This window comes from Citrobacter amalonaticus, from assembly GCF_018323885.1.
Classification (GTDB): domain Bacteria; phylum Pseudomonadota; class Gammaproteobacteria; order Enterobacterales; family Enterobacteriaceae; genus Citrobacter_A; species Citrobacter_A amalonaticus.
In genome coordinates this window covers 3,984,445-4,001,763 of sequence record NZ_AP024585.1, presented here as the reverse complement: position 1 = coordinate 4,001,763, position 17,319 = coordinate 3,984,445, and the positions used below count along the sequence as shown (strand labels likewise).

The 17,319-nt window shown below is 51.3% G+C and carries 23 protein-coding genes; 14 read left to right on the top strand and 9 right to left on the bottom strand.

Annotated features, from left to right (window positions below; all coding sequences use genetic code 11):
- Positions 1 to 495 precede the first annotated feature (495 nt).
- Complete coding sequence (locus KI228_RS18970) at positions 496 to 702, bottom strand: helix-turn-helix transcriptional regulator (protein ID WP_212807510.1); 207 nt, start codon at positions 700 to 702, stop codon at positions 496 to 498.
- Between the two features lie 98 nt (positions 703 to 800).
- Positions 801 to 1,388, bottom strand: a complete 588-nt coding sequence (locus KI228_RS18965; protein ID WP_141227654.1) for an inovirus-type Gp2 protein — start codon at positions 1,386 to 1,388, stop codon at positions 801 to 803.
- A 444-nt stretch (positions 1,389 to 1,832) separates the two neighbouring features.
- Between KI228_RS18965 and KI228_RS18960 the strand changes: the two genes are divergently transcribed.
- From KI228_RS18960 to KI228_RS18895, 14 genes are all read left to right on the top strand, one after another.
- Complete coding sequence (locus KI228_RS18960) at positions 1,833 to 2,765, top strand: hypothetical protein (RefSeq protein WP_224267560.1); 933 nt, start codon at positions 1,833 to 1,835, stop codon at positions 2,763 to 2,765.
- A gap of 98 nt (positions 2,766 to 2,863) precedes the next feature.
- Positions 2,864 to 3,727, top strand: a complete 864-nt coding sequence (locus KI228_RS18955) for a GTPase family protein (protein ID WP_212807508.1) — start codon at positions 2,864 to 2,866, stop codon at positions 3,725 to 3,727.
- Positions 3,728 to 3,822: 95 nt separating this feature from the next.
- Positions 3,823 to 4,647 carry a DUF932 domain-containing protein gene (locus tag KI228_RS18950; RefSeq protein WP_097485882.1) on the top strand — a complete coding sequence of 275 codons (825 nt, stop codon included), beginning with the start codon at positions 3,823 to 3,825 and terminating at the stop codon, positions 4,645 to 4,647.
- Between the two features lie 208 nt (positions 4,648 to 4,855).
- Entirely contained in the window at positions 4,856 to 5,566 is a 711-nt protein-coding gene (locus KI228_RS18945; RefSeq protein ID WP_025760296.1) for a DeoR family transcriptional regulator, read from the top strand.
- Positions 5,567 to 5,591: 25 nt separating this feature from the next.
- On the top strand, positions 5,592 to 6,128 hold the full coding sequence (locus tag KI228_RS18940; RefSeq protein ID WP_032686431.1) for a DUF4339 domain-containing protein: 537 nt from the start codon (positions 5,592 to 5,594) through the stop codon (positions 6,126 to 6,128).
- Between the two features lie 41 nt (positions 6,129 to 6,169).
- Positions 6,170 to 6,607: a hypothetical protein gene (locus KI228_RS18935; protein ID WP_141227652.1), complete on the top strand. Its 438-nt coding sequence runs from the start codon at positions 6,170 to 6,172 to the stop codon at positions 6,605 to 6,607.
- A gap of 66 nt (positions 6,608 to 6,673) precedes the next feature.
- Positions 6,674 to 7,084 carry a hypothetical protein gene (locus tag KI228_RS18930; RefSeq protein ID WP_039556163.1) on the top strand — a complete coding sequence of 137 codons (411 nt, stop codon included), beginning with the start codon at positions 6,674 to 6,676 and terminating at the stop codon, positions 7,082 to 7,084.
- 77 nt (positions 7,085 to 7,161) lie between these two features.
- Positions 7,162 to 7,398 carry a DUF905 domain-containing protein gene (locus KI228_RS18925; protein ID WP_025760300.1) on the top strand — a complete coding sequence of 79 codons (237 nt, stop codon included), beginning with the start codon at positions 7,162 to 7,164 and terminating at the stop codon, positions 7,396 to 7,398.
- Positions 7,399 to 7,483: 85 nt separating this feature from the next.
- Positions 7,484 to 7,942, top strand: a complete 459-nt coding sequence (locus KI228_RS18920; RefSeq protein WP_097485883.1) for an antirestriction protein — start codon at positions 7,484 to 7,486, stop codon at positions 7,940 to 7,942.
- Between the two features lie 8 nt (positions 7,943 to 7,950).
- Positions 7,951 to 8,433, top strand: coding sequence for a RadC family protein (radC, locus tag KI228_RS18915; RefSeq protein ID WP_141227651.1), 483 nt, complete (start codon positions 7,951 to 7,953; stop codon positions 8,431 to 8,433).
- Positions 8,434 to 8,441: 8 nt separating this feature from the next.
- Positions 8,442 to 8,663, top strand: coding sequence for a DUF987 domain-containing protein (locus KI228_RS18910; RefSeq protein ID WP_097485885.1), 222 nt, complete (start codon positions 8,442 to 8,444; stop codon positions 8,661 to 8,663).
- Positions 8,664 to 8,681: 18 nt separating this feature from the next.
- A complete protein-coding gene (locus tag KI228_RS18905; protein ID WP_097485886.1) occupies positions 8,682 to 8,999 on the top strand; it encodes a type IV toxin-antitoxin system YeeU family antitoxin in 318 nt (105 codons plus the stop codon).
- A 19-nt stretch (positions 9,000 to 9,018) separates the two neighbouring features.
- The gene (locus KI228_RS18900) at positions 9,019 to 9,351 is read left to right on the top strand and encodes a TA system toxin CbtA family protein (RefSeq protein WP_141227650.1); all 333 of its coding nucleotides are present in this window, start codon (positions 9,019 to 9,021) and stop codon (positions 9,349 to 9,351) included.
- 266 nt (positions 9,352 to 9,617) lie between these two features.
- Complete coding sequence (locus tag KI228_RS18895; RefSeq protein ID WP_097485888.1) at positions 9,618 to 10,103, top strand: GNAT family N-acetyltransferase; 486 nt, start codon at positions 9,618 to 9,620, stop codon at positions 10,101 to 10,103.
- A gap of 535 nt (positions 10,104 to 10,638) precedes the next feature.
- On the opposite strand, the gene KI228_RS18890 is transcribed toward KI228_RS18895, so the two are convergent.
- Genes KI228_RS18890 through lsrA form a run of 7 tightly spaced genes read right to left on the bottom strand, consistent with a single transcriptional unit; the run spans position 10,639 to position 17,279 of the window.
- A complete protein-coding gene (locus KI228_RS18890) occupies positions 10,639 to 11,385 on the bottom strand; it encodes a beta/alpha barrel domain-containing protein (RefSeq protein ID WP_061069582.1) in 747 nt (248 codons plus the stop codon).
- A 10-nt stretch (positions 11,386 to 11,395) separates the two neighbouring features.
- On the bottom strand, positions 11,396 to 11,686 hold the full coding sequence (gene lsrG / locus KI228_RS18885) for a (4S)-4-hydroxy-5-phosphonooxypentane-2,3-dione isomerase (RefSeq protein ID WP_044264508.1): 291 nt from the start codon (positions 11,684 to 11,686) through the stop codon (positions 11,396 to 11,398).
- A gap of 48 nt (positions 11,687 to 11,734) precedes the next feature.
- A complete protein-coding gene (lsrF, locus tag KI228_RS18880; RefSeq protein WP_000774153.1) occupies positions 11,735 to 12,610 on the bottom strand; it encodes a 3-hydroxy-5-phosphonooxypentane-2,4-dione thiolase in 876 nt (291 codons plus the stop codon).
- A gap of 28 nt (positions 12,611 to 12,638) precedes the next feature.
- The gene (lsrB, locus tag KI228_RS18875; RefSeq protein ID WP_000155278.1) at positions 12,639 to 13,661 is read right to left on the bottom strand and encodes an autoinducer 2 ABC transporter substrate-binding protein LsrB; all 1,023 of its coding nucleotides are present in this window, start codon (positions 13,659 to 13,661) and stop codon (positions 12,639 to 12,641) included.
- A 26-nt stretch (positions 13,662 to 13,687) separates the two neighbouring features.
- Complete coding sequence (lsrD, locus tag KI228_RS18870; RefSeq protein WP_061069583.1) at positions 13,688 to 14,686, bottom strand: autoinducer 2 ABC transporter permease LsrD; 999 nt, start codon at positions 14,684 to 14,686, stop codon at positions 13,688 to 13,690.
- Positions 14,686 to 15,732, bottom strand: a complete 1,047-nt coding sequence (lsrC, locus tag KI228_RS18865) for an autoinducer 2 ABC transporter permease LsrC (protein ID WP_044256831.1) — start codon at positions 15,730 to 15,732, stop codon at positions 14,686 to 14,688. The genes lsrD and lsrC overlap by 1 nt, the downstream gene beginning before the upstream one ends.
- Positions 15,726 to 17,279: an autoinducer 2 ABC transporter ATP-binding protein LsrA gene (gene lsrA / locus KI228_RS18860; protein WP_042999275.1), complete on the bottom strand. Its 1,554-nt coding sequence runs from the start codon at positions 17,277 to 17,279 to the stop codon at positions 15,726 to 15,728. The genes lsrC and lsrA overlap by 7 nt, the downstream gene beginning before the upstream one ends.
- Positions 17,280 to 17,319: the final 40 nt, after the last annotated feature.

Here is a 17,319-nt window from a genome sequence, read left to right as displayed (position 1 = left end):
ACTTACCTAAGAATATGATTTTATACTTTTGTCCGTAAGCCACTTCCCAGTGGAGCCTCAGCATTAAATCGTAACAACAGAGCTTGATTATCTTGCGCCATGTTGTAGGTAAATAAAATAGGCGAAAAATTATGATAAATGCTTTCAACGTTGAGCGCTGATCCAACATTGACATTCGCTTAGCGAGCCCCTTCCAGCATCGGATGAAAATGAGGGAATTATCCTTAATTTTCAAATGAATGTTTGTGTTTTACGCAGTGGATTTCGAAGTTGAAGATTGCCTGGATGTTTAGGTTGCATATTCCATTTACGATTGAGAGTTTTGTGAACCCATTTAGCTGACGCTGATAATAGTTCAGTAAACTGCCATGTCGCGTCTTAGTTTCTTTCATAGTGAATGATCCCTAAATGCTGAATGGCAGATTGGTGCATATCTATGCTATTAGTAGAAAAAGGGGCTGTCAGTCAGGAAAGTATATTTAGAAGATAAGTTTTCTAGATGTGCGATTCGTCGATTCGAGCCTGCAGCCAGGCTTCGACTTCACTTTTACGCCAACGGGAACTGCGGCCAAACTTGGTCGGTTTTGGAAATTTACCGTCTTTAATCAGTTTATAAAACCATTTATCGGTCAATTGGGTGAGTTGCGTAATGAATGCCATATCGATGAATTGGTCTTCGAGAAGGGAAATTTGAATAGTCATGATTTTATTCTCCGGTATCTGAATGGAAACCGGAGAAGGTCTTATTATTGTTACTTCCCGCTCCGGCATAGGTACCGGTAGTGCCGTAAAAAATAGTATTAGCCTGGTATATATTTTCTGGGCCTTCCCTGTCTTGCAGGTGGTGGAACCTCATTGCATCCCCAGATCGGATAGCCATATTTCTGGTCTTCTTTTGTCAGATAACTCGCTATACGTCTCAAGCTGTTTAAGGCTTCACTATTGTGATATTCAACAACGTTGTTAATATTGTCACGATGATATTCATTTGGCTTGCATCGCTGAGACTTGCCTTCACCATGGGTAATCTCTAGCCACATTTCTTCGGCCTGTAAAATGAATGGGAATGACTTCTGATGTTCCTGAGCATTAAGATAGAAAATCGCATGGGCATGAACTACTCCTTCTGATGTCCATTCCAGTACCCAAAAAATACCAGTGACGCCTGGAAGGTTCATCATCGCCTGAGTGAGTTCTCTGAGGTCATCCTGTATCTCAAATGATGAATTACGAATAAATCTGTTAGTACCTCGCTGGTAATCAAAATCCATTCGGAACGCCAGTATTTTGGAGTGACATGCCAGAATCTGATTAAGATGGTGATTGATCATATTCAGCAGAAAGTCATTAGGGGTGATTTTCTTTAGATGTGGGTAATGTTTTTGCATTGCTCTGTTCCTTTGGATGAGTTCAAAGGAATTGGCACATCTGTTTTTTTGTCTCTTAAAGGATACTTGTAAAGCAGGTTTTAATCACTTTTGACGCATATTTATCATCCTGTGGTTGGGATGTTAGATGGTTATAAATTGAGATCTACTCTCTATAATACCAATTAACCTTAATTATTTTTTAACCTGATGGCACTCCACAGTTTCCCTTTGGCTTTTACATTTATATTGCCTGCTATCCGTGACAGCCGTCAGGGAGTGTCACATAGCCAATTTTTTGTGTTTCAAGTAAACGTTCTACATGATGTACGTCAAAGTTTCTCCGGTGTCATTAACATCCAGTCATGAGGTACACGTTGAAAGGCTTGTGATAACAAAAAAATAACGTACTCTACTACGTAGAGTGCTACGATTTTTTCTACGATTATTGTTACGTTTGAGGTTATGATGAGTGCAGAAAGGCGAGTGACCAGTCTCTGGACGAAAAGAGTAAATTTATGGCTTTATTGGGAAATCTTTAGCTCAGCATTAATGCATGTTGATGAGTCTCGTGAATTAATGGAAAGAATAAATGATGCCAATCTTTTCAAAGAGTCTTGCATTAACTACATGAATAAAAAAGAAATGGTAAAATATAGTTGCGAGGAGGATTTCTTTGAAAAGAGTAAACGAGAGATTGAGGGTAAGTTAATACCTTTTAGTGAACTTGAATGGATTGATTGTGAGCGTTCGTTATCATTTGTTGCTAATTATATTTATGCTGAATATAGGATATATACAAATAATAACACCCCCTCTCTTCTTGATATCACTTTACCTGAATGGAGCCTTGATTCTGATAAGACTGGCGTAAATTATGACGGGTTAATTCTTTTGATAGACTATCAATGTCGTGTATCAAGCTTTAATAATATCCGTTCCACCTTAGAGCGTTTGAGGAATTCTTGGCTCCGTATCCAGAAAAAATTTGGCAATCCGTTCTGGTTCTCATCAACCAGATATGATGCTAAATACCTGGCAGATTATCAGTGGGTGATGTCTTACTTCGATAAGAACAAAATGATTAATGGTAATGTGGATTTTTGGTTTGAAAAAAATTTGAATCTGAAAGTTCACTCAATATTTGACCAATGGGTTGAGAATAAATCCGATGCTGAAGGTGAATTGTTTATTATAAAAACAAAAAAAGCATGGGGTCAGAAAAAATTCAGAGATAGTGTTGCAAACAAAAAGGTTCTCAATACCTATATTAGCAAAGGCAGTAAGAGACAACTTGATTATCTGGCAAGTCAAAATGAAATGAAAATCAATGAATTGATTGAGATGCTGATCAATGATGCATACGCAAAAGCTAAACTGAAAAGTTGGGAAAATTAAAAAAGATCACAGATATATATTATCACTCTGAACACACCCCATTAACGGCAGAACCACGAGGTTCTGCCGTTTTTGTATTCTTTTTCAGAGGAGCAGTAATGAAACAATTTGACGGTCTGCACTCACTGCAGCAACCGCTTTCCGGCCTGCCCCAATGGGTCACTGAACGCATTCTGCAGCAGATAAATCAGCTTACTCACTATGAGCCGGTGATAGGCATTATGGGCAAAACCGGGACAGGAAAGAGTAGCCTGTGCAATACCCTGTTTGCTGGGGATATATCACCGGTCAGTAATGTGGCGGCATGTACTCGAAAACCACTGCAGTTTCGCCTGCAGCTCGGCAAACGCACTATGACTATTATGGACCTACCCGGTGTTGGGGAGTCCGAACTACGGGATGCTGAATATGCCGCACTCTACCGTGAACAACTTCCTCGGCTCGACCTGGTGCTGTGGTTGATCAAGGCCGATGATCGAGCGCTGGCGGTGGATGAACATTTTTACCGGGAGGTGATTGGTGAGACATACCGGCGTAAGGTGTTGTTTGTTATCAGTCAGTCCGACAAGGTTGAACCCACCTGCGGTGGTGAAAAGTTGTCTACAGAGCAGAAACAAAATATCAGCCGCAAAATCTGTTTATTGCATGAGTTATTCCAACCTGTAAACCCTGTCTGTGCGGTGTCGATACGTTTGCAGTGGGGGCTGCAGGTGATGGCTGAACGGATGATTCGTTGCCTGCCACGGGAGGCCAGTAGTCCGGTGGCAGTACAGCTTAGTGCTCCACTTCGTACCGTTGTTGTAAATAAAAAAGCCCGTGACGATTTTGGTGAAACGGTCGGCTCGGTATTGGATACAGTAAGTTCCATGTCCCTGATACCGGCCCCGGTTCGGACAGTCATCCAGTCTGTACGCGACATCGTGGTATCGGTCGCCCGTGCTGTCTGGAGTTTTTTCTTCTGAATACTTAACCCCTTAACTCGTTGTTTCCTTAGCCCTGCCGCGACTATGCGACGGGGCTTTTTTGTCTTTCTTTTTCCATCATGAGGAGTCTGCTTATGACCCGTCTGGCTTCGCGCTTTGGCGCAGCAAACCTTATTCGTCGTGACCGTCCGTTAACTCATGAAGAGTTGTTTCGGGTGGTGCCCAGTGTGTTCAGTGAGGATAAGCACGCGTCACGCAGCGCACGGTATACCTGGATACCAACCATTACCGTTCTTGAAAACCTGCAGCGCGAAGGCTTCCAGCCCTTCTTTGCCTGTCAGACCAGAGTGCGTGATCCAGGTCGCCGCGAGCACACAAAGCACATGCTGCGCTTGCGTCGGGTGGGGCAAATTACCGGCAAGCAAGTCCCGGAAATCATTCTGCTCAACTCTCATGACGGCACCAGCTCGTATCAGATGCTGCCGGGATTATTCCGTGCGGTATGCCAGAACGGACTCGTCTGCGGTGAGTCGTTTGGCGAGGTGCGGGTGCCGCACAAAGGAGATGTGGTTAGTCAGGTGATTGAGGGGGCGTATGAAGTGCTGGGGATTTTTGACCGTGTGGAAGAGAAGCGGGATGCCATGCAGTCGCTGATGTTGCCGCCACCTGCACAACGGGCTCTGGCACAGGCTGCACTGACGTACCGTTTCGGAGAGGACCACCAGCCGGTGACAGCATCTCAGATACTCTCCCCGCGCCGCTGGCTGGATGAGAGCAATGATCTGTGGACCACATACCAGCGTATTCAGGAGAACCTGATTAAGGGCGGGCTCACTGGCCGGAGTGCAAAAGGTGGGCGAACGCATACCCGCGCCGTGCGTGGTATCGACGGAGATGTGAAGCTCAACCGGGCTCTCTGGGTGATGGCAGAAGCGATGTTGAGTGGGTTTCAGTCCTGAGCTTGTTATCAGTATGTTGAGAAAGGACACTCCCTGTCCGTTTTACCCCCATTGGATTGAGTGTTTTATCACCGCATTTCACGGTGTGCCGCGTCGGCCCTGCCTCCGGTGGCTGATGAAAAATAGTTCATTCTGTGTCCATACCCTGTCCGCCCCCCTCTTTAGAATCATTTCATATTCAGTCAGTTAATTATTACGGAGATTTAAGATGACACAGGCAGATCGCCGTCATGACCGGCTGGCTGTCAGGCTGTCACTGATAATCAGCCGCCTGGTTGCCGGTGAAACGCTGAACATGGCGCGGCTGGCTGCAGAGTTTGGTGTGTCAGTCCGTACCCTGCGACGGGATTTTCGCGAACGGCTGATGTACCTCGACCTTGAGTATCGACGGGGGCAATGCCGCCTGCGCAGTACCGGTGGAGGCGTACAGGGCGAGCTGGATGCGCTGACCTTTGCTCACCGGGCAGGACTGGCCGATATTTTTCCGGGACTGGACCGGCGTCTGGCGGGCATGCTGCTCACTGCAGGAGGGATGCCGTGTCTGGTATGGCAGCCGCCACAGTCTGTGTCACCGGCCATCTCACTGGTGTTCTACCGTCTCGTCAGTGCCATTACCGCCTGCCAGCGGGTACTCCTGCTGGCCGAGGGAGAGCGCTGTGACGGGCTGGCTCCGTACCGCCTGATATCACTCGACGGCTGCTGGTACCTCACCGGTGAACTTAACGGGCATATCACTGTGCACCCTCTGGCGACCATCCATGCGGTGACAGTCCTGAACACCACTTTTACCCCGCGAAAACGTCTCAGCCAGTTAACCACACAGGCGGGCTTTATTCGGGCTCTTCCGCACTTCAGCTGTATTCGCGAAGTCCTGTCTCATGGGCCCTCTGAGGAGGAGCAGGGCAATACACTGATTTAATTACCTCTGTTAAGAAGGAAAAACAATGACCTGGCATTACGAGAAAAATGGCATACGTCACGACAATGTGACCGAAGACGACATCACTGGCCTGATTGCACGCGGTGAACTCACTGCTGCCACGCTGGTGTGGCGACAGGGCATGCCGGACTGGCAGCCGGTCTCCGCCACCCCGCTGGCTTCTGCGCTGCTCCACAGCACCACACCACCAGCGCTGCCGGGCAACCGCATTCCGGGTGGCGTTGTGTGGACGCTGGCATTTGCTCCCTTCATTGGTTATGCGCTCGAGCTGTGGACTGCAGGGCTGAACGGAATGTCTTTTGACGAGGCATATGAGGCTGTCTCGGGCGGGCAGTACTGGTTTATCACGCTGCTGCTCAATATCGCTCTGGGGTATCTCGATGAACGACGCCTGCGTAAGGCCGGAGTGGATACAACCATGTTCGGCAAACTGGCCTGGCTGGTGCCGTTCTATTTGTGGCGTCGGGCGAAAACTCTCGGTCAGAAACCGGCTTACTTCTGGGTATGGCTTGTGATGCTGGCCCTGACCGTATGGGCCTGAATCACCGCTACCTGATACTTTCTCTGTTAAGGACAAACGTAATGAAAACGCTGATTAAAATACTGGGCATTTCCGGCAGCCTTCTGCTTTGTGTAGGGGCTCAGGCCCAGCCCTATAACCGGACGCTACCTGCAGTCGTCAATGACAACAACGGGAATATTTTCTGGTGTGATGCGCATCGTCAGGTTACCGGAAAATGCGAAGCCATGTCTGTTGACCGTCAGGGCGGGATGGTCACGGTGCGTTCAGCACCTTTTAAAGACTGCGAAGGCGGCCTGTGGGGCTGGATAACTATCATGCGCAACGATGTGTCGAAGGGATTCACCATTACTCCGGATAAGAAATTCGGTCTCACCGTAAAAGATCTGTGCCGTCCGGGCACGGTAGTGACCTTTAAGCCCAACCAGAAGAAGCCGGAATATGACGACCTGGTGGCACTTTACCAGGGCAAAGAGCTGTTTCGCTACCGGCGCTTCTGATAACACCCGATATCAGCCACTCTTATTTTGCCCAACTGCGGGCTGGATTAATTCAGGACGAAGACCATGCTGAAAATACTGACCTCTGCTGTACCCGCCCTCATTCTGTCACTTGCCGCATTCAGTGCCGGTGCCGCTCAGCTTCCGGCAAGCCTTATGGATAAAGACAATCCCGGCCAGGAATACTGGTGCCAGGGAAACGACATCAACACCTCCATGTGCTCACTGACCGGTGTCAGCGATGACCATAAATTTGCCCTGATTCAGGACCTGCCGGGCCCGGCCTGTGAGGACTTAAGCTTTGGGATTATCGACCTGGTGCGCCAGACCGGCGTCAATATTCCTTACGACGGTGGTGACTGTAAGGGCGATGTGCAGGCCGGGTTTGTGCGCGGCACAAAAGATAATGCCCTGTATGTGAAAATTGTCCGGGGCAGTAAAACCCTGCGGCTGTATAAGGTACAAACCGGTTACTGATAATCACCCCATACCTGAATACTCCCATAGCCCCTGACGCGTCTGCGTCAGGGGCTTTTGCTTTTAAGGTACACCGAATGCCTGAATCTCACATGCTGCCACCGGGACCTTTTACCCGACAGCAGGCCGAAGCGGTTACCCGCCGGTATCACAACATCAGCATTGAAGACGACCAGGGTAGCCACTTCCGTCTGGTGGTTCGCGACCCTGAAGGTCGAATGATCTGGCGGGCGTGGTGCTTTGAACCGGATGCCGGTGAAGGGCTTAATCGCTATATCCGCAAGTCAGGCATGCTCAGAGCATCCTCCTGCTGATCACACCCATTCACCATCCCTGCATATCCTGTATTTCCCATACGCCAGCCATCGTTGCTGGCGTTTTTATTGACGGAGAATATCCATGACGACACTAACTCAATGCGAATTGATGTCCGCTAATGAACCTCAATTTGACCTCACTGCAACACCAGTGCCTGACGAACAGCGTCTCGATTTCTGGCCGCTGTACTTTGGCGATATCCCGCAGTGGATATCGCTGGAACCCCGTATTTTCACCTGGATGGACCGCTTCTGTGATGAGTACAACGGCGGTATCTGGTCCTTTTACACGCTCAGTAATGGCGGCGCGTTTATGGCCCCTGATGCTGACAGTGACGATAAATGGCATCTGCTCAACGGCATGAACGGCAATGGTGCGGAAATGAGCGCAGAAGCCGCAGGTATCGCTGTTTGCCTGATTGAATACAGCCATCACGCCTGTCGTACAGAATGTGACGCAATGACCGCACACTATTATCGCTTGCGGGACTATGCCCTGCAGCACCCTGAATCCAGCGCCATTCTGCGCATTATTGATTAAGGATACTCATGATGGAACAGTCACTTATCCCACTGACTCCGGCACTACCACTAACCGCACAACGCACGGTAAAACGCGCCTTAACGCTGCTTGACCGACACCTGCGCGAAACAGGCGTGGCATTCACTTCCACTCAGGCTGCCCGTGACTGGCTGAAACTGAAAATGGCGGGACTGGAGCGCGAAGAGTTTATGGTGCTGTATCTTAACCAGCAGAACCAGTTAATTGCCCACGAAACCCTGTTTGCCGGTTCCATCAGCAGCACCGAGGTTCATCCCCGTGAGGTGGTCAAACGCGCCCTGTATTTCAATGCAGCAGCCGTGATTCTGGCGCATAACCACCCCTCCGGCGACACCATGCCCAGCCGGGCAGATAAGATCATAACGCAGCGTCTGGTGCAGGCGCTTCAGCTCGTTGATATCCGAGTGCCTGACCACCTCATCGTCGGTGGTACGCAGATATTGTCGTTCGCTGAACATGGTCTGCTTTGAGGTATGACATGAAAATTATCAGTAAACGCCGGGCGATGACGATTTACCGTCAGCATCCGGCCTCCCGCATTTTTCGATACTGCACCGGCAGATACGAGTGGTACGGCAGTGTCTGTCATTACACCGGTAAGGTCGTTCCTGACATTCCCGGCGTGCTGGCGGTATACGCCGAACGCCGCCAGGACCGCAACGGGCTATATGCCTGTCTGATGAGTATCACTCTGAACTGACAATAAAGGTGGTTAAAAATGAGCAACATTACATGGGGCCTGCAGCGGGATACCACGCCGCGTCTGGGAGCCCGTCTGGTACAGGAGGGCAACCGGCTGTACTATCTGGCTGACCGGGCCAGTATTACTGGTAAATTCAGTGACGCTGAATGCCGGAAGCTGGATGAAACATTCCCGCACTTTATCAGCCAGATGGAATCGATGCTGACCACTGGTGAACTGAATCCTCGTCATGCCCACAGAGTCACCCTGTACCTCGACGGTTTTACCTGCGAAGCCGATACCCTTGGCAGTTGCGGCTACGTATACATCGCTGTTTATCCCACTCAACGCTAACTAATTCACGAGAGCAAGCATGAAAACTCTACCTGCTACAATTTCGCGGGCGACGAAGCCCTGTCTGTCGCCCGTGGCTGTCTGGCAAATGTTACTGACACGCCTGTTGGATCAACACTATGGCCTGACGCTAAACGACACGCCATTCAGTGATGAAACTGTTATTAAGGGACATATCGATGCTGGTATCACTCTGGCCGATGCGGTCAATTTTCTGGTGGAAAAGTACGAACTGGTTCGCATCGATCGTAAGGGGTTTAGTTGTCATGAACAATCACCATACCTTCGGGGTATCGATATACTCCGAGCGAAAAGAGAACTGGATTATTGTAATGAAATCGTAATAACCTAGTTCATTAAATATTATCAACTATCTTTCTAACTTCACTTGACTCACCATATCCCTACTCCTTGTTTCTTAGTCCATCATGCGTTGTCACCGACATAGCTGGTGTACTTGCTTTTTATAAACAAAATTAGACATCTTTCAACGCGGGATGCGGGATGCGGGATGCGGGATGCGGGATGCGGGATGCGGGTGGCATTATCAGCATTACACAGGTATCAGATTACGCTCGGAAGAAACACATTTTTAAAAACTGATAAAGGAGGCGTTAAATGGAAGTTGTATACCAGGTTGTTGTAAAGGACAGAATCACTAACTCCCATAGAGAGGCTTTTGCAGAAATGCTAAAAGCTCAAGGAAAGGTTCAAGGTGATCTGGCTACAAAAGCGGATCGGTGCATGGCGATATGTTTTGCTTTCTACAATGATGAGCTTGCTGCTATTGGTGCAATTAAATGTAAAACTGTATCGGATTTTTCGGCTAATAAAGCTGATTTAATTTCACTTGAGCCAGAATTTGATTGGGAGCTGGGTTATATCTACACCGTCCCAAAATTTGAAGGTAAAGGACTGGCTCGGAATGTAGTCGCGATTTTGCTAGAATCTTTTGGAAAGGGAAATTTAATGGCATCAACTGAGATCACTGAAAACCCAGGAATGGTACATATATTAGAAAGAAATGGTTTTAAGCTATATGGAAAACCATGGAAAAGCGCAATACACGGAAATTATTTAGGGCTTTATCTTAAATTCAAATGATGATATTAATCATAAGGCTGAAATAAGTTTGTTCTATTGAGTAGCAATCAGAATCAAATCTCATTAATTCGAGATTTGATTCTGACATGTCGTTATGGTAGGCATTTCAAATGCCATCAAATATAACTTATTATAAAATAAGGTAATTTTATTAAAAGAGTATACTTTACTGGAAGGGAAGCGAGCTAACGGGTTGAGTTAAGACCTTTAGGTGTTATCGTTACAGACCTTGAGGAGAAAACGCTGATTTATTACTTCATTAATTTTTATAGCAAAAACGATGAGTATATAAATGAGTATATGTAAATTATTTTTTAATGATTAATTATCTATATTTCAGTTGGTTAACGTTGAAATTCGAGTCCGGCCTTCGCACCAAATCTAAATATAAAGCCCTCAAAAGCAGTTTTTGTACCTTAAATCCGCGCCACGCAAGATTTCTCTTTCAATCATAACCATCCTCATCCATGTCTACGAACTTCACCGAATTCATCAAGGTACTGCCCAAAAACGCCCCATCCAGCAGACCCCCTCATCACCCCTTTGCTGAATGTATCGTCGTTAGCCAGTGAGTGATGTTTTCATTCAACGCATCGTTTTTGAAGAGGGCGCTGCCGGATACTACGCGATCGACGCCGCTGGCGATTATCTCCGGCAGTTCTTCCAGTGCTAGCGAACCGTCGACGGCCAGCAGAATGGAATCCCGCTTCCCGGACGCATTGAGTAATGCGACAACCTGAGCGATGCGCCTGAGTAAGGCAGGCTTGCTGAGCTTGCTCCCGTAGCCCGGATTGACCGCCAGAATTTGTACGATTTCAACGTCTTCAATGACCGGCAGAATGTGTTCCAGCGGTGTCGCCGGGCACAGACTGACCCCTCGCAACACCGGCATTGTGCCGCCGGAGACTTCCGCATTTTGCTCACCCAGCCAGTGGAGCATATGGTGCAGATGCGGCGAGTTTTCTACCTGCAACGTGACGCAGTGTGCTCCCGCCTTTACGCTTGCCTGCACGACGGGCCAGGGATTATCCACCATCAGGTGAACATCCTTAATTATCTGCGCTGGTAATTGCGTGATAGCCCAGGGACCGACGGTGAACTGAGGGCAAAAATGCCCGTCCATCAGATCCAGGTGAAGAACGGGTTGTTCAAGCGCGCGAAGCGTTTGCAGGTACTCACCGAGTTTGAGCCACTGGCCGGCAAGAATACCGATGCTTAACGGGTAACGCTTCATTAACGAGACGCACTCTGCGCGATTCAACCCGGAAAAGGGACGGTTCATTTTGAGATCCTTATGGCATCAATCCGTTGAAGACGCGTTTTTTTCGGGGGCAGCTCATCAGCGATTCCAGTTTTTCCACGCAGGCAAGGTAGTGGGGCGTGGTTTTATGGAACGCAACGGCGGCTTCATCCTTATAGGCTTCATAAATATAAAAGCGGCTCTTCACTTCCGGATCCTGTAACACGTCGAAGCGGAGATTTCCCTCTTCACGCACCGATCCCAGATGATTGAGGCGAAAGACGTCGATAAATTCATCGACTTTATCGTCGTGGACGTTAATTTCCACCAGAGTGACATGCATACTGTTCTCCTTGAAACGCATGGGCCTGCCTGGCAGGCCCATGACTTCTTAGTTTTTCTCGCTCAGATAGAGTTCATACGCGCGGTCTGCGGTTTCATTACGATGTACCACCGCGTGGACGGCCTTCATCATGGCGACAGGGTGTTCGGACTGGAAGATGTTACGTCCCATATCGACACCGGATGCGCCCTGGTCGATGGCCTGCCAGCACATCTCAAGCGCTTCGCGTTCCGGTAATTTTTTACCACCGGCGATAACAATCGGAACCGGGCAGCCTGCGGCGATGCGCTCAAAACCTTTATCGACGTAGTAGGTTTTGATGATCTGCGCGCCCATCTCTGCGGCGATACGCGTGGCGAGCGAGAAGTAGCGCTGATCGCGCACCATGTCTTTCCCCACGCCAGTTACCGCCATCGTCGGCATGCCGACCTTGATACCGGCATCAATCAACTGAATGATATTTTTGATCGACTGGTGCTCATACTCACTGCCGATATACACCTGTGCCGCCACGGCGCAGCTGTTGAGACGAACCGCGTCATCGATGGAGAGCGCAACCGCCTCATTGCTTAACTCGGTGAGAATCGAGTTAGCGCCCGAGGCGCGCAGGACTACCGGTTTGTTGGTGGCGGGCGGTACCACACTGCGCAGGATACCGCGTGTGCACATCAGCACATCGGCGAGCGGGAACAGAGGGGCGATATTGATATCGATACGTTCCAGTCCCGTCGTCGGCCCCTGAAAATAGCCGTGGTCAAACGCGAGCATGACCGTTCTTCCCGTCTCAGGATTAAAAATGCGTGACAGTCGGGACTGCATCCCCCAGTCAAGTGCGCCGCACCCCTTTAATGTGAATGGGGTATTGCGTTGCGGCGTATCGGTATGGAAATCCTTACCATCTTTGATGTCATCTAAATCAGCCATTTTTTACTCCACGGTTAAGGAATGAAACTCAAAAATCGTACTTATCGATATTCTCTTTGGTGAACACCACGCGCTCAGGCAGCAGCACAATGCCGTTGCCTTTCGCCTCATAGCTGTAGCCCTGTACGCTGTTCGGCGAGACTTCAACCTGGCCCACGCCCGGAATGTCCAGCTTGTCGCCGGTATTCATGTCGCCTTTTTTCAGCAGCGCGTCAGCCACGTACACGGAGATCTTGCCCTGCTGGACCACGTCCCAGAGGCCAAACTCTTTCACCGTGCCGCGCTCAACATAAGGGCGCATCACGTTTGGCGTGCTGAAGCCGACAATCGCCACGCTGGTGTTTTTCAGGTTTTCAGCAGCCTGAGCGGCGGCGGGAAGGGCGTTGGCATCCGGCGCGATGATGGCGTCGAGATCGGCATAAGCCTTAATAATGCCTTCTGCGGTTTGCAGCGATTTGGTGGCGTCGTTATAACCAAACTGCGTGGTGACGACTTCCCAGCCAGGATGATCTTTGGCGATCTTGTCTTTCGCTTCTTTTACCCACTGGTTTTGATCGGTCACGGTCGGACTGGAGTAGAAGAAGGCCACTTTGGCTTTCTCTTTTTTGACCTGATTTGCGGCCATATCGACCAGCATGCCGCCTAACTGGGCAGGAGTGCCCTGGTTGATGTAGTACGACCGGCATTCCGGTTTGGTGTCAGAATCCCAGGTCAGCACCTTCACGCCTCGCTGCATGGCACGCTTTAACGCCGGGCATAAGCCATCAGGCGATACGGCGGACACCACAATGGCGTTATACCCTTGGTTGACGAAGTTATTGATGAGCTGAACCTGGCCGGACACGCTGGGCTCCGTCGGGCCATCGTAGGTGACATCGACGCCCAGCTCTTTGCCTGCCTCGAGGGCGCCGTTACCGCCGCTGGTAAAGAATCCCACGCCAACCAGTTTTGGGATAAACGCGATTCGCTCTGCGGCATAAGCGTTGAGAGTGAACGCCGCCAGGCTAAGGGTACTGATTACGGCAATTTTTTTAATGCTCTGAATAGTCATGTACTTTTCCTTTATGGCAATGGGTTTTAGGCCTGCCGGATAGCGCGACGACGCGCCAGCCAGTCTTTGATTTGCTGACGATGCAGGCTGACAGAACGACCTACGACAACGACAATTAGCAATGCGCCGGAGAGGGCGCTGGATACCTGATTGGGCACGCCAGCCATCTGCAATCCCTGCTGCAGATAGCCCACCAACAGCGCGGCGATGGCGGTACCGAGAATTGACCCGGAGCCGCCGTAGATATTGGCGCCGCCCAGGACGACCGCTGTAATAGCTGGCATCAGGAAAGAGGCACCCAGATCGGAACGTGCAGAGCCAAAGTAAGAGACCAGCAGCACCGCCGCGACCGCCGACGCAAAGCCGGTCATCGCGTACAGCGCGTACAGCGTCCGGTTCACCGGGATAGCGCTATACAGCGCCACGCGGGGGCTCTGCCCAATCAGGAAGACATTGCGTCCGGCGTGGGTCCGGTGCATCAGCAACCAGAAAAAGATCACGCTGACGAGAAAGAAGATCAGGGGGACGGGCAGACCCAGCACATCGAGATTGGCAAAATCGGTGAAGCCCTGCGGGAAGCCGCCGATACCTTCATAACCGGTCGCTCCCGCCATCCCCGACAACAGCAGTGCGCTGCCGCCGAACAGGTATAACGTTCCCAGGGTGATGACCAGCGGGTTCACACCGGTGTAGATAATCAGTCCGGCGTTGATCAGTCCGCACAGCGTGCCCAGCGCGAGCGTCAGAAGAATGGCCAGCGGCAGCGGTACGCCGCCCTGGAACATCACGCCCAGCGCGATGGCGCACAACCCCATCGTCGAGCCAAAGGAGATGTCGATCCCGCCGCTGACGATCACCATGGTTAAAGGCAGGGCGACAATGCCAATGCAGATAAAGTCGCTGGTGCTGAACAGCAGGACGTTCAGATCCAACAGGCGTGGGTTCAGGGCGCCGAATCCCAGAATTTCAATCACCAGTAGCGCGGCGAGCGCCAGTTCCCAGCCGTAACGATGTAAACGAGTCATCAGGCAACCTCACGTTTTTTGGCAGTGCGCACAGAGTCGGTGTTTTTTGCCGACGGACGCGGTTGGGGCGGCGGCGTGAAGCGGGCATATTTTTGCCGACGGATATTGCGTTCCAGCGCGCAGCGCAACCGGCCGTCAAATACCAGCACCGCCAGCAGGACCAGACCGGCAATAAAGTCATTCCACCACGCCGGAATGCGCAGCAGGACCAGTACGCTGTCGATTTGCGTCAGGAAATAGGCACCGAGCACGGCACCAATGATCGTCCCGGAACCGCCCAGCAGGCTGATGCCCCCCAGCACGCAGGCGGCAATGGCTTTCATTTCCAGCCCGGTTCCCGTCTGATTCGGGATAAAGCCAATCTGTGAGGCAAAGACGATCCCGGCCAGCGCTGCCATGCAGCCATTGAGCGAAAAGGCCAGAATCCGAATGGCTTCGGTACGCACGCCCAGTTGCCGCGCGCCCTGTAAATTATCCCCGGTGGCATAAAAACAGCGACCAAAAGCGGTTTTTGCCAGCAGCCAGGCCATCAGCAACATCAGCAGCAGGGTCAGCCAGCCAATGGCGGAGATACCGAGGAAAACCGGGGCGGAGAGTTGCTTAAGTTGTGCCGGTAATCCTTCAATCCATTTACCGCCCGTCCACAGCAGCATGACGCCGCGATACAAGCCAAGCGTGCCCAGCGTGGCGACAATCGCCGGGATCTTCAGCCAGGCGACCAGCACGCCGTTGATAAATCCTGCCAGCAGTCCCAGCAGTAGCGTCGCCACGCAGGCCACCGGCAAGGGATATCCCGCGTTCAGCAACAGCCCCAGCAGTACCGCGCACATCCCGGTGATTGAGCCGACCGACACGTCGATGTTGCGGGTCAGCATCACCAGCGTGGCGCCCATCGCCAGCAGCATGAGGATTTGGGCGCTGCTGAAAATCATTGTCAGCGTCTGAACGCTGAGGTACTGGCTGTCCAGCATCCCTGGCAGCACGAACAGCAGCAGCACGGCTAACAGGGCGGTGGCCTCGCGGTTATTCTGGATAAATTTCAGCATGGTGCCTCCCCGGAATGTGGTGTAGCCCCTGACGTGCGGTCGCCGAACGCCACGTGCATGATGGTGTCGACATTAATCTCGTCGCCTTGCAGAGCATCGTTGCCCGTTTCTCCCTGGTGCATGACGTAAACGCGATCGGCCATCTGTTCTATCTCCTCCAGATCAGAAGAGATGAACAGCACCGCGACGTTCTGGGCGGCAATACTGCGGAGCAACTGATAGATGTCATTACGCGCCGAGACGTCCACACCGCGCGTCGGCTCATCCACGATCAGCACCTGCGGCGAGGCTTCAAGGCATTTGGCGATCAGGATTTTTTGCTGATTACCGCCAGAGAGCGTGCGGGCAGGCTGTTCAGGATCGTTGAGCTTGATATTAAGCGCGCGGCGATAGCGTTCGAGCGTGGCGCTGTCTTTGGCCGGATTAGCCCAGAAACCGCTGTGGTTGTGGGTTAATGCGCAAACATTCCACGCCAGCGAGGCATCCAGATTCAGCCCTGACGATTGCCGGTCCTCCGGCAAATACACCAGACCGTGCTGTAGACGTTCGCGGGTGGAAAGTGAGGAGATATCCTTGCCGCCGAGTACGATGCTTCCGGCCCGTAGCGGTCGTAGCCCGTAAAGCGTTTCGGCAAGTTCGGTACGTCCGGCGCCGACCAGACCGGCCAGCCCTAAAATTTCCCCGGCGCGGACCTCGAAACTGACGTTCATAAACCCTTCGCCGGTCACATTCTCAAGACTCAACACCGGCGTGCCCGCCTCGTGCTGCGGACGGTTGCCGGGCAATTCCAGCCACAGTTTTTGCGTCGCGCTCAGCGCGTTGGTGCGTGAGGCAGGCGTGATGGCCTGGATAATCTCGTCCGTGGTTAGATCCGCTGTTTTTCCGGATAGCGCAATGATGCCGTCCCGCATCACGCTAATGTAATCCGCTATCTGGCGTATCTCTGGCAGCTTGTGGGAGATAAAGACGATCCCTACGCCAGTGCTCAGCAATTCACGCAGGCGGCTGAATAAACGATCGGTTTCCGCAGGCGTCAGTGAGGCGGTGGGTTCATCGAGGATCAAAATTCGTGAATCGCGCATCAGTCCGCGCATGATTTCGACCATTTGCCGGTCGGCCACATCCAGTGAACCCGCCGGGCTGTTGATATCAAACTGGCAGCCCAGCGCGGTCAGCATCGCCGCCATTTTTTGCGCCGAGCTCTGGTGTTTGGGCAGACCAAAGAGAATATTCTCCTTTACCGTCAGGCTGGGGAAGAGCAGAGGCTCTTGCGGGACAAGGTAGATGCCTAACTGATGCGCCAGAATGGGCGTCAGTTTTGTACAGCGGGCTCCCTCAATCTCAATGATTCCGCTATCCGCAGGGGTAATGCCGGCGATGATTTTCATCAGCGTGGATTTCCCGGCGCCATTCCCGCCCAGGAGCGCATGGACTTCGCCTTTGCGTAAGACAAAATCAATCCCTTTCAGGACGTTGACGCCGGAATACTGCTTGCAGACAGACTGCGCGCTGAGTAGTGGGGCGATCTTTTCTTGACTCATTTGCATGCCACCTCCGTTCGGCCTGGGTAGAATCAGGTTGAACAAA